The sequence below is a fragment of the Streptomyces hundungensis genome, from assembly GCF_003627815.1.
GTDB lineage: Bacteria > Actinomycetota > Actinomycetes > Streptomycetales > Streptomycetaceae > Streptomyces > Streptomyces hundungensis_A.
On the sequence record NZ_CP032698.1, the window covers coordinates 2,270,276 to 2,288,886 of the forward strand.

At 73.4% G+C, this 18,611-nt stretch carries 13 protein-coding genes; 3 read left to right on the plus strand and 10 right to left on the minus strand.

From position 1 onward, the window contains the following. Positions 1-95: 95 nt before the first annotated feature. The 6 genes from DWB77_RS38830 to DWB77_RS10095 form a co-directional block, all read right to left on the minus strand. The gene (locus DWB77_RS38830; protein WP_120727612.1) at positions 96-1,649 is read right to left on the minus strand and encodes an RNA polymerase sigma factor; all 1,554 of its coding nucleotides are present in this window, start codon (positions 1,647-1,649) and stop codon (positions 96-98) included. Between the two features lie 331 nt (positions 1,650-1,980). Then, positions 1,981-2,865, minus strand: a complete 885-nt coding sequence (locus DWB77_RS10075) for a FadR/GntR family transcriptional regulator (RefSeq protein WP_120720927.1) — start codon at positions 2,863-2,865, stop codon at positions 1,981-1,983. 160 nt (positions 2,866-3,025) lie between these two features. After that, positions 3,026-4,750 (minus strand): ATP-binding cassette domain-containing protein, encoded by a 1,725-nt coding sequence (locus DWB77_RS10080; RefSeq protein ID WP_120720928.1) that lies wholly within the window; start codon positions 4,748-4,750, stop codon positions 3,026-3,028. 157 nt (positions 4,751-4,907) lie between these two features. Beyond that, the gene (locus DWB77_RS10085; protein ID WP_120720929.1) at positions 4,908-5,672 is read right to left on the minus strand and encodes an NUDIX hydrolase; all 765 of its coding nucleotides are present in this window, start codon (positions 5,670-5,672) and stop codon (positions 4,908-4,910) included. Between the two features lie 95 nt (positions 5,673-5,767). Then, positions 5,768-7,804 carry a glycogen debranching N-terminal domain-containing protein gene (locus DWB77_RS10090; RefSeq protein ID WP_246033486.1) on the minus strand — a complete coding sequence of 679 codons (2,037 nt, stop codon included), beginning with the start codon at positions 7,802-7,804 and terminating at the stop codon, positions 5,768-5,770. Between the two features lie 275 nt (positions 7,805-8,079). Continuing rightward, positions 8,080-9,891, minus strand: coding sequence for a DUF4192 domain-containing protein (locus DWB77_RS10095; RefSeq protein ID WP_120720931.1), 1,812 nt, complete (start codon positions 9,889-9,891; stop codon positions 8,080-8,082). Between the two features lie 245 nt (positions 9,892-10,136). On the opposite strand from DWB77_RS10095, the gene DWB77_RS10100 reads away from it, so the two are divergent. Together DWB77_RS10100 and DWB77_RS10105 are read left to right on the plus strand one after the other, a co-directional pair. Beyond that, on the plus strand, positions 10,137-12,308 hold the full coding sequence (locus tag DWB77_RS10100) for a RecQ family ATP-dependent DNA helicase (protein WP_120720932.1): 2,172 nt from the start codon (positions 10,137-10,139) through the stop codon (positions 12,306-12,308). Between the two features lie 381 nt (positions 12,309-12,689). Continuing rightward, complete coding sequence (locus DWB77_RS10105) at positions 12,690-13,331, plus strand: hypothetical protein (RefSeq protein WP_120720933.1); 642 nt, start codon at positions 12,690-12,692, stop codon at positions 13,329-13,331. Positions 13,332-13,449: 118 nt separating this feature from the next. On the opposite strand, the gene DWB77_RS10110 is transcribed toward DWB77_RS10105, so the two are convergent. The 3 genes from DWB77_RS10110 to DWB77_RS10120 form a co-directional block, all read right to left on the minus strand. Then, entirely contained in the window at positions 13,450-14,100 is a 651-nt protein-coding gene (locus DWB77_RS10110) for a hypothetical protein (protein WP_120720934.1), read from the minus strand. A gap of 220 nt (positions 14,101-14,320) precedes the next feature. Next, entirely contained in the window at positions 14,321-15,031 is a 711-nt protein-coding gene (locus DWB77_RS10115) for a ribonuclease HII (RefSeq protein ID WP_120720935.1), read from the minus strand. 85 nt (positions 15,032-15,116) lie between these two features. Beyond that, the gene (locus DWB77_RS10120) at positions 15,117-15,740 is read right to left on the minus strand and encodes a TetR-like C-terminal domain-containing protein (RefSeq protein ID WP_120720936.1); all 624 of its coding nucleotides are present in this window, start codon (positions 15,738-15,740) and stop codon (positions 15,117-15,119) included. A 301-nt stretch (positions 15,741-16,041) separates the two neighbouring features. Between DWB77_RS10120 and DWB77_RS10125 the strand changes: the two genes are divergently transcribed. Continuing rightward, positions 16,042-17,601: an MFS transporter gene (locus tag DWB77_RS10125; protein ID WP_120720937.1), complete on the plus strand. Its 1,560-nt coding sequence runs from the start codon at positions 16,042-16,044 to the stop codon at positions 17,599-17,601. A gap of 86 nt (positions 17,602-17,687) precedes the next feature. On the opposite strand, the gene DWB77_RS10130 is transcribed toward DWB77_RS10125, so the two are convergent. After that, positions 17,688-18,608 carry an ADP-ribosylglycohydrolase family protein gene (locus DWB77_RS10130; RefSeq protein WP_120720938.1) on the minus strand — a complete coding sequence of 307 codons (921 nt, stop codon included), beginning with the start codon at positions 18,606-18,608 and terminating at the stop codon, positions 17,688-17,690. Positions 18,609-18,611: the final 3 nt, after the last annotated feature.

Here is an 18,611-nt window from a genome sequence, read left to right on the forward strand (position 1 = left end):
TTCAGCACACCGTCCGCCGCACGCGCGGACACGCGCCAGGGCCCGGCCTCTTGGAAAGAGACCGGGCCCTGGCGGACGGGCGGGGCGACCGCGATTTAGTCGAGGTAGTCGCGCAGCACCTGCGAACGCGACGGGTGGCGCAGCTTCGACATGGTCTTGGACTCGATCTGGCGGATCCGCTCGCGGGTCACGCCGTAGACCTTGCCGATCTCGTCCAGGGTCTTGGGCTGGCCGTCGGTGAGGCCGAAGCGCATGGAGACCACGCCCGCCTCACGCTCGGAGAGGGTGTCGAGCACCGAGTGCAGCTGCTCCTGGAGGAGCGTGAAGCTGACCGCGTCGGCCGGCACGACCGCCTCGGAGTCCTCGATGAGGTCACCGAACTCGCTGTCGCCGTCCTCACCGAGGGGGGTGTGCAGCGAGATCGGCTCACGGCCGTACTTCTGGACCTCGATGACCTTCTCGGGGGTCATGTCGAGTTCCTTGGCCAGCTCCTCCGGGGTGGGCTCGCGGCCCAGGTCCTGGAGCATCTGGCGCTGGACGCGCGCCAGCTTGTTGATGACCTCGACCATGTGCACCGGGATACGGATGGTGCGGGCCTGGTCGGCCATGGCGCGGGTGATGGCCTGACGGATCCACCAGGTGGCGTACGTGGAGAACTTGTAGCCCTTGGTGTAGTCGAACTTCTCGACCGCGCGGATCAGACCGAGGTTGCCCTCCTGGATGAGGTCCAGGAAGAGCATGCCGCGGCCGGTGTAGCGCTTGGCCAGCGAGACCACCAGACGGAGGTTGGCCTCCAGGAGGTGGTTCTTGGCGCGGCGGCCGTCCTCGGCGATGATCTCCAGCTCGCGCTTGAGCTTCGGCGCCAGCTTGTCCGCGTTCGCCAGCTTGTCCTCGGCGAACAGGCCGGCCTCGATGCGCTTGGCGAGCTCGACCTCCTGCTCGGCGTTGAGCAGCGGGACCTTGCCGATCTGCTTCAGGTAGTCCTTGACCGGGTCGGCGGTGGCGCCGGCGACGGCGACCTGCTGGGCCGGCGCGTCGTCCTCGTCCTCGTCGGACAGGACGAAGCCCTTGCTCTCGCCCTCGGGCTCCTCGTCGTCGCCCTTGCCGGGGGCGGCGTCCTCGAGGAGCTCCTCGCCCTCGGCGGCCTCGTCCTCGTCGCCCTTCTTGGCGGCGGTCTTCTTCGCCGCGGTCTTCTTGGCCACCGTCTTCTTGGCGGCGGTCTTCTTCACGGCCGCCTTCTTGGCGACGGCCTTCTTGGGGGCGTCCTCGGCCTCGTCGGCCGGCACGTCCACGTCCTCGGCCGGGGCCGCGGAGGCGGCGACGGTCCTGGTGGTGGTCACGGTCGTCTTGGCCGCGACCGTCTTGGTGGCGGTGCGCTTCGCCGGGCTCTTCGCTGCGACGCTCTTACGGGTGCGCTTCGGTGATTCCGCGGCACTGACCATCAGCGTCACACCCTCTTCCTCGAGGATCTGGTTGAGGCTGCGCAGAACATTCTTCCACTGGGTCGGCGGAATCTGGTCGGCTTCGAAGGCCCGACGCACGTCGTCGCCGGCGATCTGTCCATCAGCCTTTCCTCGCTCGATGAGCGCCATCACAGACTCGGACTCGGCGATCTCCGGCGGGAGCGTACGGGATGTGCTGGCCGACACGAACAACCTCTCGAAACGATGGAAAACGGCTTCCGGCCCCGCCCAGGATCGGGCCGGAGCCGACGACCACCGGCTGGGGATGTGCCGGGGGCGCGGGCTGAACCTCGGAGCTGCACAGCGCCACGTATGGCGGCTGTATTCCCTCCTCGGCTGTTACCTCTTAAGTCATCGCCTGGTTCCGAGGAGTGTTACGCGCAATCTTCGTGGCCCGAGTCACACCCCAAAGGCGACCAAGGGCCCACAAGGGACAGATACCCCGTATGCGGCGCCGTATGGGGGTGCGCCGGACCCCCGTGAGATCCGGCGGCACGACCCGGCGGCTGGGCTGTTGTCAGTGCTCGCGCGGGGCGGGGACGACCCGCTCCACCTCGGGGTGGACGGTGAGCAGTTGACGTACGGCCGTCTCGGCGGCGATGGGGTCGCCGTTGGCGAGCGCGTCGACGATCCGCCCGTGGTGCGCGAGGGAGCCCTCCGAGGGGCGGTCACAGCCGGTGACCGGTGAGCCGGAGACCTGGAGCGCGGACGAGACGATGCCGGAGAGGTGCTCCAGCATCCGGTTGCCGGCGAGCTGGATCAGCAGGGAGTGGAACTCGGCGTCGGCCCGCGAGAAGGTGATCGAGTCGCCCTGGGTGAGGGCGTGGCCCATGATTTCCACCATGTCGGCGAGGCGCTGCTGAATGTCCTCGCGGCCGTGACCGGCGGCCAGTCGGGCGGCCAGCGGCTCGATGGTCCAGCGCAGCTCGGCCAGCTCGCGGCGCTGGTCCTCACGCTGGGGGCCGAAGGCGCGCCACTCAATGATGTCCGGGTCCAGCAGGTTCCAGTCGCTGACCGGGCGGACCCGAGTGCCGACGTTGGGCCGGGCGCTGACCAGACCCTTGGCCTCGAGCACGCGCAGGGACTCACGGACCACCGTGCGGGAGACCTCGAAGCGCTGGCCGATCTCCTCGGGCACCAGCGGACGGTCCGATCCGAGGTCGCCGGAGACGATCATCTGACCGAGCTGCTGGACGAGTTGGCCGTGCAGACCGCGGCCGCGACTGCCCGCCGCACGCCGTCCTACCCGGCCGAGTTCCGCGTCGCCGTTGTCCCACGAGGGGGCGCCGATCCGGCCGGCCGGGCGCGCCTCCCCGTAGGCGTAGCGGTCGAGTTCGCCCTGGGCCGAGAGGCCGGTGTCGGCGGTGCGGGCGGTCATCATGGTGTGCGCAAGGGTGCTCATGCACCCTTTGTCGGCGGGACTCCGGCACCCCTTGAGGTCTTTGGTGAAAAGCACACGAAAGGGTGATCACCGCCATCCCCGCAATTGACGCTTTATCGGAAAGAAGCGGGCATTCCCAAGGGAGTTGCGGACAGGACCCCTCTCGCGGGTCGCCGTCGGCTCACCAACGGGCCCTCGCACGCAGCCCCGTGACGAGATAGGCGCAGATCAGAACGGTGAGCGAGAGGGCGAGCGCGGCTCCGACGGGCTCGGCCACCAGGTGCAGAACGGCGATGAGCCAGTGGTCGAGCGCGTGCGGCCACCGCACCCACGCCAGGTCGCGCAGCCGGTCGGGGAGACCCGCGACGGAACGCACCGAACGCCCGTCCACGGCCTTCTTCAGAAGCGGTACGACGACCACGGGCACGGCGAGCACCGCCGCGAGACCCGCGGTGGTGGCCCGGAAGATCCCGGCGGCGAGCAGCCCGGCCCAGGCGCAGCCGACGGTGAGACCGGCCCAGCCCGCGCTCAGGCCGAGCCATTCCTGCGGCTGCCCCGTGACGCCGGCGCCGTAGACCAGGCGCAGGGCCTCGTAGTCGACGGCGACCGCGAGGGCGGCGATCACCAGGGCCGCGGCGGCGGTCACGACGAGTTTGGCGCCGAGCAGTCCGAGCCGGCGCGGGACGGTGCCGCGGTCGGCGGCGAGCGCCGGGTAGCGGTATTCGTCGCCGAAGGCGAGGGCGCCGAACAGGCCCGCGCCGAGCGCCGCCGGCGGAAGCGGCAGCAGGCCGGGCCAGGCGGCGAGGAGACGGGGCTGCGGGGTGTGCCCGGACCGCGCGAGCAGCACGGCCAGGAACGACGACAGGGCCAGAACTCCCGCCGCCAGAAGGAAAGTTGTCCGTACGCCGAGGAACCTGCGCAGTTCGTAGCGCAGGGGGCGCAGCGGGGCCCGGGTCGGGCGGCGGGTGAGAGGTGGCGGGTGGGAACCCGGGGGCGGGCTCGTCCGTTCCTGGGGTGGGACGGTGACGCTCGGGCCGGTGTCGCCGATCTCGTCGGCGAGTTGGTGCAGCAGTACGCCGTTGCGGAAAGCGGTCTCCCCGATCTCCGCGCAGCTACTGCCGTACACGGACAGGTGGTTTCCGTCCTCGGCGACCACTTCGACGGAGCGGTGGGCGGCGCGCGCCTCGCGGCTGACCAGGGCGCCGAGGCGGGCGGCGTGCGGGGTGACGACGGCGACGCGCGGCCGCAGCCGGGTGCGGGCGAACTCGCCGGCGTCCTGGTCGGCGACGAGACGTCCGCCGTCGATGGTGACCACCCGGTCGGCGAGCCGGGCGGCCTCCTTGGGGTCGGCGAACGTGCACAGGACGGTGCCGCCGTGCTCCGCGTGGCCGCGCAGCAGTCCGTGGAGCCAGGCGTTCTCGCGGGGCGAGAGGCCTTCCGCGGGCTCGTCGAGGAGGAGGGTGTGCGGGTCGCCGAGCAGGGCGGCGGCGAGGCCGAGGCGGCGGTCCATGCCGAGCGAGAGCGTGCCGAGGCGCTGATCGGCGAGGCCGGAGAGGCCGACGACTTCGAGCATCTCCTCCGCACGCGAGACCGGGACTCCGGCGACCGCGCACATCAGCTTGAGCTGTCCCCGTACGGTACGGGCCGGGTGGCCGGGCACATCGCCGAGGAGGGTGCCCACCTCGTGGGCGGGGTGGGCGAGTTCGTGCAGCGGGCGGCCACGGAAGTAGGTCACGCCTCGGCCGGGTTCGAGTTCCAGCATCAGGCGCAGGGCCGTCGTACGACCCGATCCGGGAGCGCCGAGCAGGGCGGTGAGCTGCCCGGGTCTCGCCTCGAAGGTGAGGTCGTCCACGGCGGGCGGAAGGTCTCGGCGGGGGGCGCTGGTCAATCCGATTGCCTGGAGCATCGCTTCTCTCGCGGTAGGTGAGACCGCTCGGCGGCTGGGCGGGTACCGCAGCAAGATAACGCGACATTTAGGACTTTTGGCGCAGCGGGGAGGTGAGGTGTGCCGGGGTGTCAGGCCTTGGGGGTGGCGGACGCACGCCCGTGTGCCTTCTGCCGTGTCAGACCTCGGGGCGCAGCATCGGGGGGTTGAGCAGGGTCGCGCCGCCGGCGCGGAACAGTTGGGCGGGGCGGCCGCCCTGGCGGGTCGTGGTGCCTCCGGCCGGGACCAGGAAGCCCGGGGTACCGGTCACCTTGCGATGGAAGTTGCGCGGGTCGAGGGCGACGCCCCACACCGCCTCGTACACCCGGCGCAGCTCACCGACGGTGAACTCGGCCGGACAGAAGGCCGTGGCCAGCGAGGAGTACTCGATCTTCGACCGGGCGCGTTCGACCCCGTCCGCCAGGATCCGAGCGTGGTCGAAGGCGAGCGGCGCGGGCTGCTCGCCGTCGCGCCCGAAGCCGCCCTCCTGGCCGAGCAGGTCCTCGACGGGGGCCCACCGGGCGCTGTGCGCGTCGCCGCCGGCGCGCGGGGCGGGCAGGTCGGGGGCGAGGGCGAGGTGCGCCACGCTGACCACCCGCATCCGCGGGTCGCGCCGGGGGTCGCCGTAGGTGGCGAGCTGTTCGAGGTGGGCGCCGTTGGCGAGCGCGGGGGCCGACGGGTCCGAGGCGCACAGCCCCGTCTCCTCGCCGAGCTCCCTGGCCGCCGCGGTGGCCAGGTCCTCGTCGTCGCGCACGAATCCGCCGGGCAGCGCCCAGCGCCCCTGGAACGGTGGCTCCCCGCGTCGCACCACGAGCGCGCAGAGCGCGTGGCGGCGCACGGTCAGCACGACCAGGTCGACGGTCACGGCGAAGGGGGGAAAGGCCGACGGGTCGTAGGGCGACATGCGGCGATCATAGTCGTCTGCCTGACGATAAACACTCTCTTCGACATCGTCCGGCACTTCTTCTCCCGGCGTACCTCGCGGGTCACCCGTCGCGCTCAGCCTCCCAACTGGAGCCACGGGGCGGCCTCCTCGACCATGGCGACCCCGAGCCTGCTGATCCGTACGGTGAACGGCTCCCCCGCGACGCTCAGCCCCGCGAGCCGTACGGCGCCGAGCGGGGCCGACCGCATCGGGTCGAGCGCGACGGTCCGGGCCGGGGCGTCCGGGCGGATCCCGGCCAGGGCGGTCAGCAGGTGGACGCCGGCCGCGGCCGCCACCGCCGCCGGGCGACAGGCGGCCGGATGGGGCACGGGCACGCCGTCCGCGGTGCGCTGCTCCCCCGCGTACATCTCGGGCAGCCGGTGACCGAACGCTTCCGAGGCGGCCAGGACTCCCCGCAGCAGAGCGACGGCCTCCTTCTCGTACCCGGCGGCGGCCAGGCCCGCGACGGCGACGGCGCTCTCGTGGACCCGCACCGCGCCGGCCCGGTGCCCGAACGGGTTGTACCCGGGCTCCTTGACGGCCAGCCCGCGCAGCCCCCAGCCGGAGTCCATGGCCGGGCCGCCTAGCAGCCGGGCCAGTTGCTCGGTCTGCACCTTGTCCAGGAGGCCGGGGGCGAGGCGGCCGCCGCCGAGCAGACCCGTGTCCAGCAGGTGGGCGGCGCCCGCCCCGAGCAGGGGCACGGGTCGCCCGTCGGCGGTACGGGCCGCGGCGGGCCGGCCGCCGCCGAGGTCGTCCAGCCAGAAGTCCGCCCGGAACCGCTCTCTGAGCGCCGCGGCCCGTGCGCGCCAGGTGTCCGCGCCGGGACGGTCGCACTCACCGAGCAGTTCCGCGCCGAGCAGCGCGGCCCGATGGACATGGGCCTGGGTCTCCGCCCGGACGAGTCCGGCGGCGCCGGGACCCCGCTCGGCGAGGTAGCCGTCGTCACCGTCGCGCAGGGCGGTGGCCAGCCAGGCCAGACACCGCTCGGCCGCGGGCAGCAGCTCGGCCACCTCCGCTTCGGGCAGCCCCCAGCGCCGCGCCTCCGCGAGCACCACCGGAAAGGCGAGGGTGGCCTCCACCCCCGTGCACCCGGGCGGCAGATAGGGCCCGGCGTCCCTGAACGGACCCGGAATGAGCCCCAACTCCGGCCCTGGTACGGCCAGTTGACTTCGGGCGAGGGCGCGCAGGGTGGCCGCCGCGAGGCGCGTGGACAGGGGCAGCGCCATCCGCGCCGCCCAGAGCGCCTCGGCGGGCGCCGCCCCGCACCGCCAGGGGACACCGGCCGCCGCGTACAGGTCGGCCGGGTGGGCCGGGTCGCGGATCAGCAGGGCCCGCAGATCGTCGATGCTGCGGTGCAGCAGGCCCGCGACCCGTGGGTCGTCGCTCTCCGCCCTGGTCTCCCCGGTGGTGGGCAGCGGGCTCACCCCCTGGCCGGGCGGTCGCACGGGCCGGCCGGTCCTGATGGTCAGCTGGATCGTGCACGAGCCACCCGGCGGCAGCTCGACGGCCCAGCGCAGCACTCCGGCGGAGGCCAGCGCGTCGGTCGGCGCGGGTGTGGCCGTCACGGCGCAGTACGCACCGCCCGAACTCCAGCGCATTCCCGAGTCGTGGACGCTGGCGGGCAGTTCGGGTCCGGCACGGCCGGATGCGACCGCGCCGAGGTCGGCCAGGTCGGTACCGAGCGCGATCTCCACCGGGAGCCTCAGCACCCGGGGCGAGGCACTGGTCAGGGTGATCCGTTCGATGCCGTCCGCCTGACGGAGACGTTCGACGGAGATCTCGGGGTCGGGCCCGCTGTCCGCCGGCGTGCGCACCACGGCCAGGAACCGGGCGCGGTCGGCCGATATCGACCTGCCCTGCACGGCGATCGGGTCCCGCCCCGCCACCCTCAACTGGCAGCGGGAGAGCAGCCGTCGGCCGTGCTGGTAGAAGCCTTCGAGACCGTGCCCGGTGAGCTGTCCGTGTTCCGGCGACACCGCGAGGCCGGGCAGGGCCACGCAGATCACGGCCGCGTGCACGGCCGGGAGTTCGCCGAGCGACCCGACGGGCCTCGGCGGGACCGGCCCGGGCGTGCTCCCGACCCCGGGGCGGGACGATGCGGTGGGTGCCATTGCGTACCCTTCTGCGCGGCCCGGGCTGCGACGACGGCGGCGGTCCGGGCGCGGCTGCCGCCGGCCGTGCGACGCGGTGCCCGGGACCGCCCCGCCACCCATGTGAACGCCGCGGGCCTCGGCCGGGTCACGGACAGGTCGCCCCGCCGGTCCCCTCATCGGAGCCGACCGGCCGTATCCCCCGCGCCCCGCGCCCCTTCCCCTCCCCCTTCCGCGCCCCCGAGCGCCCACCTCGGATGCCGCGCTCCGTGGCCGGGTCACCCACACCCGCGCCATCACTCCTCCCCGTTCACCCTGCTCGCCCCGTCCACCCTCACCCCACCCCGGCGGCGCACCCGGTCACGCGCCTTCCGCGGCCCGGACTGCGGCTCGGACTGCGGCTCGGACTGCGGCTCGGACTGCGGCTCGGACTGCGGCTCGGACTGCGGCTCGGAACCACCGCCGAGGCGGTCAGGGCCGTCAGGGCCGTCAGGGCCGCCGGAGCCGTCCACACCGGGCCGAGCGGGTACGGGGCGGCCGGTTTCGGGGCGGGTCGATTCAAGGCGAGTCGACTCGGGGTGGGTCCGCCCCGTGCGGGCCGAACCACCTTGCCGCCTGGGCGAGTTGGGGCTCCTCTTCGCGTGCGACGGGGTGGCCTTGCGGGGCGGCTTGGGGCGGGACGCCCGGGAAGCGACTGGCGGCGGGGGTGCCGGGGAGGCCGCGGCGCCCTCGGAGGCCGGGGTCGCGGGGGCCTCCCCTTCGAGAGGCCCCTCAGAACGGAGGGAGCCCTCGGGGGCCGTCGATCGCAGGACCTCGGGCATCGCCGCGTCCGGTGCCGCGAGCCGCGCCGCACGTTCCTCCCGTAGGCAGATGCGCAGCTCTTCCGGGTCGAGGCCCTGGTTGCAGGCCTGGTGGAGGAGTTGGGCGAAGCGGTAGTCCGGGTCGGCCCGCAGGGCCAGGTTGAAGGCCACCCGGGCGTGGGGTTCGTCGCCCGTCGACCAGGAGACCCAGCCCGCCAGGGTGAGCAGCGCGGCGGCATGGTCCGCGTACCCTCCGACGCACCGGCGGGCCAGCGCTCGCCACAGGCGCAGGGCGGGCCCCGCGTCCGACCCCTCCATCCATTCCGCGGCCCAGTCGCGGGTCGTACGGTCCTGGAGGCCGAGGATCACCGCCGCCGCCTCGTCGTGGGCGATGAGGCTGTCGTCCAGGTCGTCCGACGCGTTTTTGCCCAGGAGCAGGGTGCCCGCGCCTCGGCCGGGCGGCGAGAGGGAGCCCGCACCGGGCGCCGGCGGCGGGGCGTCCGCGATGCGGCGCATGAGCCGGGCCGCCAGGTCCAGCGTCTCGTCGGCGACGCTGCGCCGATCGCCCCTTTCGAGGATGCGGGGGAACATCTCCGCGGCCGCCGCGTCCAGGGCTCGCTCCTGGTCGGTCGCCGCCGGGGACCGCCACGGCGCGAACCGCTCCTCCATCTCCCGCAGGGAGCCCCGGACTTGGACCCCCGCGTAGGTCGCCGCGGCCGCCATCACGGAGGTGCCCGGCAGGGCGAGCGCGCTGCCCTCGGGCGGGCAGCAGCGACTGTCGGGGCAGCAGTACGACCAGTACCGCCCGTCGGAAATGCACAGTGCTTCGCGTACGGGTACGTCGAGGACGCCGCACGCGATGCGGAGCCGTTGGGCCAGCGGGCGCAGCCGCTCCATCACCTCGCGCCCGGTGCCGTCCAGCGACGGGTCCTGGCAGAGGAAGACGACGATCCCGTCCGGCCGGGGACCACGTCGTTGGCTTCCCGTCACCAGGCAGTCGGCGAGCTGGTCGGCGATGTCGGGCCACTCCTGGGGCGAGGCGGGCAGGCCCACCCTGACGCGGCCGCCGAACCTGCCGCTCTCGCCGTGCAGGGCGACCAGCACGACGGAGTCGGTGGGGTGGAAGCCCAGCAGATACGGCAGTGCGTCGGCCAGTTCGGCCGGGCCGCGCAAGGTGATCCGGGGCTCGGCCGGCGAGCCGTGGGACGCGGTTGTGCGGGATGCGGCCTCGTGGGCCCTGTGGGCGCCGGACCCGCGGGCGTGGGAGTCGTAGGAGCCGGATTCGTGGTGTTCGTTGGTGTCTCGCATGATCCGAGGGTTTCGTGAGCCCCGACTTCCCACCACCCCTGTGGATAACCTTGTCCACAGGGCGAAGACGCTGGTCATACAAGTGCCGACCGGCCCGCCGCCGGGTCGTGCGGGTCCCGCGGGTCGTGCGGCCCGCACAGCTCACACGGGGCGTACAGGTCACCCGGGTCGTACAGGTCGTGCGGAGACAGCCGTCGGGAACGGCTCGTTCCGCGATTGTCGGACCCGTCCTGTTGTATGGGGGCATGGAGCACACGAGCAACGCGGAACTGCGCACGGCGGCCGACACGGTCCTCGCCCGCCTCGTCGGGGACGCCACCGGCACGGCGCGGCTGCGCGAGGACCAGTGGCGGGCCATCGAGGCGCTGGTCGCCGACAAGCGGCGGGCGCTCGTCGTGCAGCGCACGGGGTGGGGCAAGTCCGCGGTGTACTTCGTGGCGACCGCCCTGCTGCGCGGCATGGGCGCGGGCCCCACGGTGATCGTCTCGCCGCTGCTCGCCCTGATGCGCAACCAGGTCGAGGCCGCGGCCCGGGCGGGCATCAGCGCCCGGACGATCAACTCGGCCAATCCCGAGGAGTGGGACACCATCCAGGAGGAGGTCGCGGCGGGCTCCGTGGACGTCCTTCTCGTGTCGCCGGAGCGCCTGAACAATCCGGACTTCCGGGACAACGTCCTGCCGAAGCTGTCGGCGGCCACCGGTCTGCTCGTGGTGGACGAGGCGCACTGCATCTCCGACTGGGGCCATGACTTCCGCCCCGACTACCGCCGGCTGCGCACCATGCTGGTCGAACTCCCGCCGGGTGTCCCGGTGTTGGCGACGACCGCCACCGCGAACGCCCGGGTGACGGCGGACGTGGCCGAGCAGCTCGGCACCGGCGGCGGCTCGGACGCGCTGGTGCTTCGCGGCCCCCTGGACCGCGAGAGCCTCAGTCTCAACGTGCTGTCGCTGCCGGACGCGGCCCACCGCCTGGGCTGGCTCGCCGATCACCTCGACGAGCTGCCGGGCTCGGGGATCATCTACACGCTGACGGTCGCCGCGGCCGAGGAGATCACCACGTATCTGCGCCGGCGCGGGCACACCGTCGCCTCGTACACGGGCAAGACGGAGAACGCGGACCGCCAGCAGGCCGAGGACGATCTGCTGGCCAACCGGGTCAAGGCGCTGGTCGCCACCTCGGCGCTCGGCATGGGCTTCGACAAGCCGGACCTCGGCTTCGTGGCCCACCTGGGCTCGCCCTCCTCCCCGATCGCCTACTACCAGCAGGTCGGCCGTGCGGGCCGTGGCGTGGCGCATGCGGAGGTGCTGCTCCTTCCGGGCCGCGAGGACGAGGCGATCTGGAAGTACTTCGCGTCGGTGGCCTTCCCTCCGGAGGAGCAGGTCCGGCGCACCCTCGACGTGCTGGCGCACAGCGAACGGCCCATGTCGCTGCCGGCCCTGGAGCCTCTGGTGGAGCTGCGCCGCATCCGCCTGGAGACGATGCTCAAGGTGCTGGACGTGGACGGCGCGGTGCGCCGGGTCAAGGGCGGCTGGACGACCACGGGCCAGCCGTGGGTGTACGACACCGAGCGGTACGCGTGGGTGGCCCGGCAGCGTTCCGCCGAGCAGCAGGCGATGCGGGAGTACGCCTCGACGACGGGGTGCCGGATGGAGTTCCTGCGCCGCCAGCTCGACGACGAGCAGGCAGCGCCGTGCGGGCGCTGCGACAACTGCGCGGGCGCCCGTTTCACCGCCGATGTGTCCGGCAAGGCGCTGGACGAGGCGCGCGGCGAGCTCACCCGGCCCGGTGTGGAGGTGGAGCCCCGCAAGATGTGGCCCACCGGGCTCGCCGCGATCGGCATCGACCTGAAGGGACGCATCCCGGCTGGTGAACTGGCTTTCCCGGGAAGGGCGTTGGGCCGCCTTTCGGACATCGGCTGGGGCAATCGACTGCGTCCGATGCTGGCGCCGGGGGCCCCGGACGGCCCGGTGCCCGACGACGTGGTGCAGGCGGCGGTGAGCGTCCTCACCGACTGGGCGAAGGGCTCGGGCGGCTGGGCCTGCGGCAGCCCGGACGCGCCGCCCCGGCCGGTCGGTGTCGTGACGGTCCCCTCCCGTACCCGGCCCGCGCTCGTCGCCTCGCTCGGCGCACGCATCGCGGAGATCGGCCGGATGCCGCTGCTCGGCTCCCTCGCCTACGCCGACGGCCCGGCGGGTGAGCGGATCGCGCAGTCCAACAGCGCGCAGCGGGTCCGCGCGCTGCACCACGCCTTCGTGGTCCCCGAGGCCCTCGCCTCCGCGCTGGCCGAGGCCCAGGGGCCGGTGCTGCTGGTGGACGACGCCTCCGACACGGGCTGGACGCTGGCCGTCGCGGCGAGGCTGCTGCGCCGCGCCGGAGCCAAGGGGGTGTTTCCGCTGGTCCTCGCCGTGCAGGCGTGAACCACCTCGCCGCCTGAGGCCGAGCGAGGGTCCTCCCGCTCCTCCACGCGCCCGTTCCTCGCACCCTTCGGGCAGGGGGTCGCCGTACCGCCCCGAGGTCGGCGGAGCCTCGCCGCGCCAAACCCAAGGCGCGGCCCCCCTGTTGCCCGGCGTTCCGGCGGGAGAGCAGGGGTGATCGGGGGCGCGGCGGGGCAGGGATATGAGTGCCCCACCCGTCACTTCGGGCCGACGGCGCAAAGTGCTCGTTGCCGCCCCGACCGGCGACGGCGAGCATGGGGAAACCGCACCCACGCGGCGACCCTGTGGCCCCCCGCAAGGCCTGCCGTGGTGCCGCCCAGCCGTCCCTGCCGCCCTACGAGCGTGTATCCGGAAGGGAGGACCATGACGTTCCGATTCGCTCCGTCCACGACCCCGGCAGCGCTGCCCACCCCGATACCGGCCGACTCCTCGAACCGCTTCGGGCGGGTCCTGGAGCCCGCCGAGTGGGCCGCGGCCGGCATTCCCCTGCTGCGCAATCCCCGCGAGGTCGTCAGCGGGCTGCACGCGCGACACCGGCCCGCCCCGTCGACCGCCGTCGTCGCGGTCCTCGACCACGACGAACGCCTCACGGCCAGCGCGTCGTTCACCCGGCGCCCGGCGCCGGCCGACGGCTGGGAGTTCCGCAACGCGCTGCTCGCGCAGCTGCGCCGGATCATCCCGCACGACCTGCGCCGCAGGACACCGGTGCGTACCGGCGTGCTGCTCTACTGCCGTGAGGGAGACGAGCGTTGGACGCCGGAGGACGGCGCCTGGATGTGGGCTCTGCGTGACGCCTGCACCCTGCACGGGCTGCGTTGCGGGGCGTACATCACGCTCACGCGCGGCGGTTGGCAGGTGCTCGGTGAAGGACGGGGCGGCCGCCGGCCCAGCTCGATCGCGGGGGCCGACTGCCTCGCCGACGCCGCGCACGAGCTGGCCCAGCCGCTGCCGTTGCGCCGCGCCACCGGGGCGGCGGACATGTCGTGGCGCACGGCCGCGCGCTGAACCGCCCCCGCCCGGCCGGGAGTTGGGCCGTGCCGGGCCGACCGGCCCGAGGACCGACCCGGCCCGACCGGCCGGACGAGCGGCCCGGTAGCACCCCGGCTCGGCCCGCCCCCGTCGCTCAGACTCCCGCGCCGAGGGCCGCGTTGATCCGCTGCGGGTCGCCGCACACGATGAGCAGTGCCTGCGCGCGGGCCAGGGCGAGCGGCAGTGCGCGGGCGGCCGGGTCGCCGGTGCCGTCCGTGCCGTTGGCGCCCGCCGCGGTGGCCGGGTTGAGGGCGACGACGACCACGGGGCGGGCCGAGGCCCGCTCCGCGGCGGACGCGGTGGCGTAGAAGACGTCGTCGCGGGCGTCGTGCTGGGCCCAGTAGGCGTCTTCGCCGAAGGACAGCTCGTGGGCGGCCCAGGGGTGCGGGTCCCCGGTGGTGAGGACCAGGATGTCGCCGGGCGCGCGACCCGTGTCGAGCAGCAGGTCCACCGCCTCGCCGGCGGCGTCGAGCGCGCCGTCGGCCGGGGCCGGGACGAGCTGGATCTGGGGGCCGGCCGGGCTCGGCGGCCGCGGCGCCGGGGTCGGCGCGGCGCCACCGTGCGAGCGCTGCGCGGGAGGCGTGGGCCGGGCCGGGCCGGGGACCGGACGTCCGGGCCGCGGTGTGGCCGCGGAACGCGGACCGGGTACGGGATGAGGGGTCTGCGCGGTGCGGCCGGCGGCCGGGGTGACGCGGGGACCCTGGGCACTCTCGTGAATCTGAGGCTCCTCGGGGATGAGAGGCATGAAGGATGTCTATCAAATGCCGGTGAAAGCCTCACCGGCGGGTGGGCACAAAGGTGCGATCGGGGCGGAGTCTCCCCGCAACTGGGCGGGAAAGTCCAGGGATTTCAGGACGCGACCCCGGACTTTCGCCGGTCCGTCAAGCGGACCGGAAGGCTCCGGAAACGTGGCCGCACCGTGCGGGGAACGGAGCGGGAACCAACGGAACCCGTTCCCCCCGGGATCAGAAGTCGAAGCCGAGCTGTCCCCCGCTTTCGAGTGCGGCCGCCTCCGCGGAGAGCCGCGTCTTCTTCAGATGGCGCCAGCGCGGCATCGCGTCCAGATACGCCCAGGAGAGCCGGTGGTAGGGGGTGGGCCCCTGGTCCTCCAGCGCCGCCTTGTGCACGGGCGAGGGATAGCCGGCGTTCTCGGCGAAGCCGAACCCCGCGTACTCCCCCTGGACGCCCGCCAGTTCGGCCATCATCGCGTCGCGGCGCACCTTGGCGATCACCGAGGCGGCCGAGACCGCGATGCAGGACTGGTCGCCCTTGATCACCGTACGGACCTGCCAGGGAATCCCGAGGTAGTCGTGCTTCCCGTCGAGGATCACCGCGTCGGGACGCACCGGCAGCGCCTCCAGGGCGCGTACGGCGGCGAGCCGCAGGGCCGCGGTCATGCCGAGCTCGTCGATCTCCTCGGGCGAGGAGTGGCCGAGCGCGTAGGCGGTGACCCAGCCCTCCAGGACCGCGGCGAGCTCGGTGCGGCGCTTGGGGCTGATCAGCTTGGAGTCGGTGAGCCCGGTGGGCGGGCGGCGCAGTCCGGTGACGGCCGCGCAGACCGTGACGGGACCGGCCCACGCCCCGCGTCCGACTTCGTCGACACCGGCGACGATCTTGGCCCCGGTGGTGGCGCGAATCGAGCGCTCGACGCTGTGGGTGGGTGGTTCGTACGGCATGGCGCCTGCAAGGTTACGCCGCCGGGCGCGGCCCGCGACACCCAGGTCTCCCCCACCCCCGCCATCCCGGGCGTCCGGCGCGTGGTCAGCCGGCGCGGGGGCGCAGCAGCGGCACCATGACCTGGTCGATCATCGCGGCGATGTCCTCCTCGTCCCAGGCGCTGCCGCACAGCTTGGAGCGGTACATCATCAGCCCCGGGATCACGTCGAAGACGAGTTCCCCGGTGGCGTCGGGGCGCACGTCGCCCCGCTCGATGCCGCGCCGCACCACCTCGCGCAGGAGCCGGTTGGCGGGCTCGATCACACGGTGCAGGATCAGTTCCTGGAACCGGTCGGCGGCCGTTTGATCACACTCGTACAGGACCGAACGCAGTGCGTGACCGGAGCGGGAGTACATCGTGTCCCGGATGCGCAGGCACAGCTGGTAGAGGTCCTCGCGCACCGAGCCGTGGTCCGGGGCGTCGTCGAGGGCGGCGAAGCCGGAGCGCAGCGCGTCCGCGACCAGCTCGGCCTTGGACGGCCAGCGGCGGTAGACGGCGGCCTTGCCGGTCCCCGCGCCCGCGGCGACCCCCTCCATGGTGAGGCCGCCCCAGCCGACCGTGTTCAGCTGCTCCAGGGTGGCGTCGAGGATCGCCCGCTCCAGGACGGGGCCTCGGCGGCGCAGCGAGACGGGGGGCGCGGTGGTGGCGGCCCAGCGCGAAGTAGCCATCGTGTTCTCTCCGTTGGGGACTCTCCGCGGGGACGGATATCCCCTGTTGGGGACGGGTGTCCCACCGCCGGGGACTCGATGCGCAGCGTACGCGTGCGGGGTGGGATTCCCCCATGGTGGCCCGGCGCCGCCCCGATGTTCCAGACGGCGTCCACCTCCTTCGCCGCCCGGCGCCCCGGCCCGCACCCGGGCCGACGCGTCCCCAACTCGCAAGGAAAAGCCTTGTGTTCGATCCCGGCGACTCACTATCGTCGGTCGTTAGTGAACGGAGACGTTCACTACAGTTCTAGGGGGAAATCCAGTGACGTCCAACCAGATCGGCGCGGCCCCGCCCACGAAGGCCCGGCCGGGACCCGCGGGCCGTTCGGCGCGGCCCGGCATAGCCCTGACCGTCATCGCGGCGTGCCAGTTGATGGTCGTGCTCGACGCCACCATCGTCAACATCGCGCTGCCGCACATCCAGACCGCGCTCGGCTTCTCCACCAATGACCTCACCTGGGTCATCAACGCCTATGCGCTCACCTTCGGCGGGCTGCTGCTGCTCGGCGGCCGGGCCGGCGATCTGCTCGGCCGGCGCCGCATGTTCATCACCGGCATCCTCGCTTTCACGCTCGCCTCGCTGCTCGGCGGATTCGCCCAGGAGCCCTGGCAGTTGCTCGCCGCGCGCGCCGTGCAGGGCATCGGCGGCGCCATAGCCTCACCGACCTCCCTCGCGCTGATCGCGACGACGTTTCCCGAAGGCCCGGAACGCAACCGGGCCTTCGGCGTGTTCGCCGCCGTATCGGCCGGCGGCGGCGCCATCGGGCTGCTCGCGGGCGGCATGCTGACCGACTGGCTGGACTGGCGCTGGGTGCTGTTCGTCAACGTACCGATCGGCGTCTTCATCGCGTTTCTCGCACCCCGCTACATCAGGGAGTCGGAGCGCCATCCAGGCCGCTTCGACATCGCCGGCGCACTGACGTCCACCCTGGGCATGGCGGCGCTGGTCTACGGGTTCATCCGGGCCTCGTCGGACGGCTGGAGCGACTCGCTCACGCTGGGCTCGTTCGCGGCGGCCGTGGTACTGCTGTTCGGGTTCGTCGCGGTGGAGCGGCGCTCGGCCCAGCCGATCACTCCGCTGCGGATGTTCGCCGACCGCAACCGTTCGGGCACGTACGTGATGATGCTCAGCCTGGCGGCCGGAATGTTCGGCATGTTCTTCTTCATCGTCCTGTTCGTGCAGAACGTGCTGCACTACAGCCCGATCAAGGCGGGTCTGGCCTTCCTTCCGGTGACGGTCGCGATCGTCACGGGCGCCGGCCTCTCCTCCAACCTGCTGCCGAGGCTCGGCCCCAAGCCCTTCATGGTGACCGGCACCCTGCTCACCGGTCTCGGCATGGCCTGGCTGACCCAGATCGACCCGGACAGCTCCTACGCCGGCGGGATCCTGGGGCCGATGCTGCTGTTCGGCTTCGGCATGGGGCTCAACTTCGTCACCCTGACCCTGACCGCCGTCTCCGGCGTCGCCGACAAGGAATCCGGCGCCGCCTCGGGCCTGTTGAACACCACCCAGCAGGTCGGCGGCGCGCTCGGCCTGTCCATCCTGACGACCGTGTTCGGCACCGCGAGCCGCCACGAGGCCACCACCCAGGTGAAGGACTTCATGGCCCATGCCTCGCCCGAGCAGAAGGCGGCGTTCCTCAACACCCGTCAGCTGCCCGCCCCTTGGAGCGACGAGGTGCTCGCCCACGGCATCGGGGTCGCGTTCATCGCCGCCGTCGCGCTGGTCGCGCTGGCGATCCTGACCGCCGTGTTCGTCATCCAGGTCCGCAGGAGCGACCTGGAGGCGCTGGGCGGCGCGCCCACCGGAGCGGGCCTGTAGGCGCCCGCACCCAAGGAGCCGCCCCCCTGACCGGGGAGGCGGCTCGTTGGCGTTACGCGGACGCAGCGGGGGCGGCCACGGGCGGGTCAGCGTGCCGCGCTCGTCGGCACCCAGTCCGGCAGCTCCTCGGTGCGCTCCAGCCAGTCGGCGGGGGGCGCTCCCGCCGGGGCGGAGGCGATCACTCCGCCGACGATCGCGCAGGTCGTGTCGACGTCGCCGCCGACCTGCGCGGTGGTCCAGAACGCGCGCTCGTAGTCGCCGAGCCCGCGCGCCGCCGACCACAGGGCGAACGGCACCGTGTCGTGCGCGCTGGTGCGCCGCCCGGACCCGAGCACCGCGGCCACGGTCGCCGCGTCGTCGTAGTCGAGCATGTCCCGCGCCCGCCGCAGCCCGGCGCCCACCGCGCTGCGCGGCACCAGCGCGATCACCTTGTCGAGCAGGTCGCCCGGCGACGGGGGACCCGCGGGCGCGGCGACCAGGGCGGCGGCCGCCGCCACGGCCATGGCGCCCACGACGGCCTCGCGGTGCTGGTGGGTGGTGTACGAGGAGATCTCGGCCTGGTGGGTGGCCTGCTCGGGGTCGTCCGCGTACCAGGCGCCGAGCGGGGCGATCCGCATGGCCGAGCCATTGCCCCAGGAGCCCTGGCCGTTGAAGAGCGCGGAGGCCAGCTCCCGCCAGTCCGCGCCCTCCCTGACCAGGCGCAGCATCCGGTTGACCGCGGGGCCGTAGCCCCGGTCGAAGTCGTGGTGGTGGGCGAAGGACAGCGCGAGCGCGTCCTGGTCGATCCGGTGGTGGGAGGCGAGCACGGCCAGGACCGAGCAGGCCATCTCGGTGTCGTCGGTCCACTGCCAGGGGCCCTCGGGCAGGTCCCGGCGCTTGAGGAGGGGGTAGTTGACGGGGACGAAGAACTGGGAGCCCAGCGCGTCTCCGACGGACAGGCCGCGCAGGCTGCCCAGGGCGCGTACGCAGCGCGTGTCGAGTGATTCGGTGGTGGAGTCAGCGGTCATCTC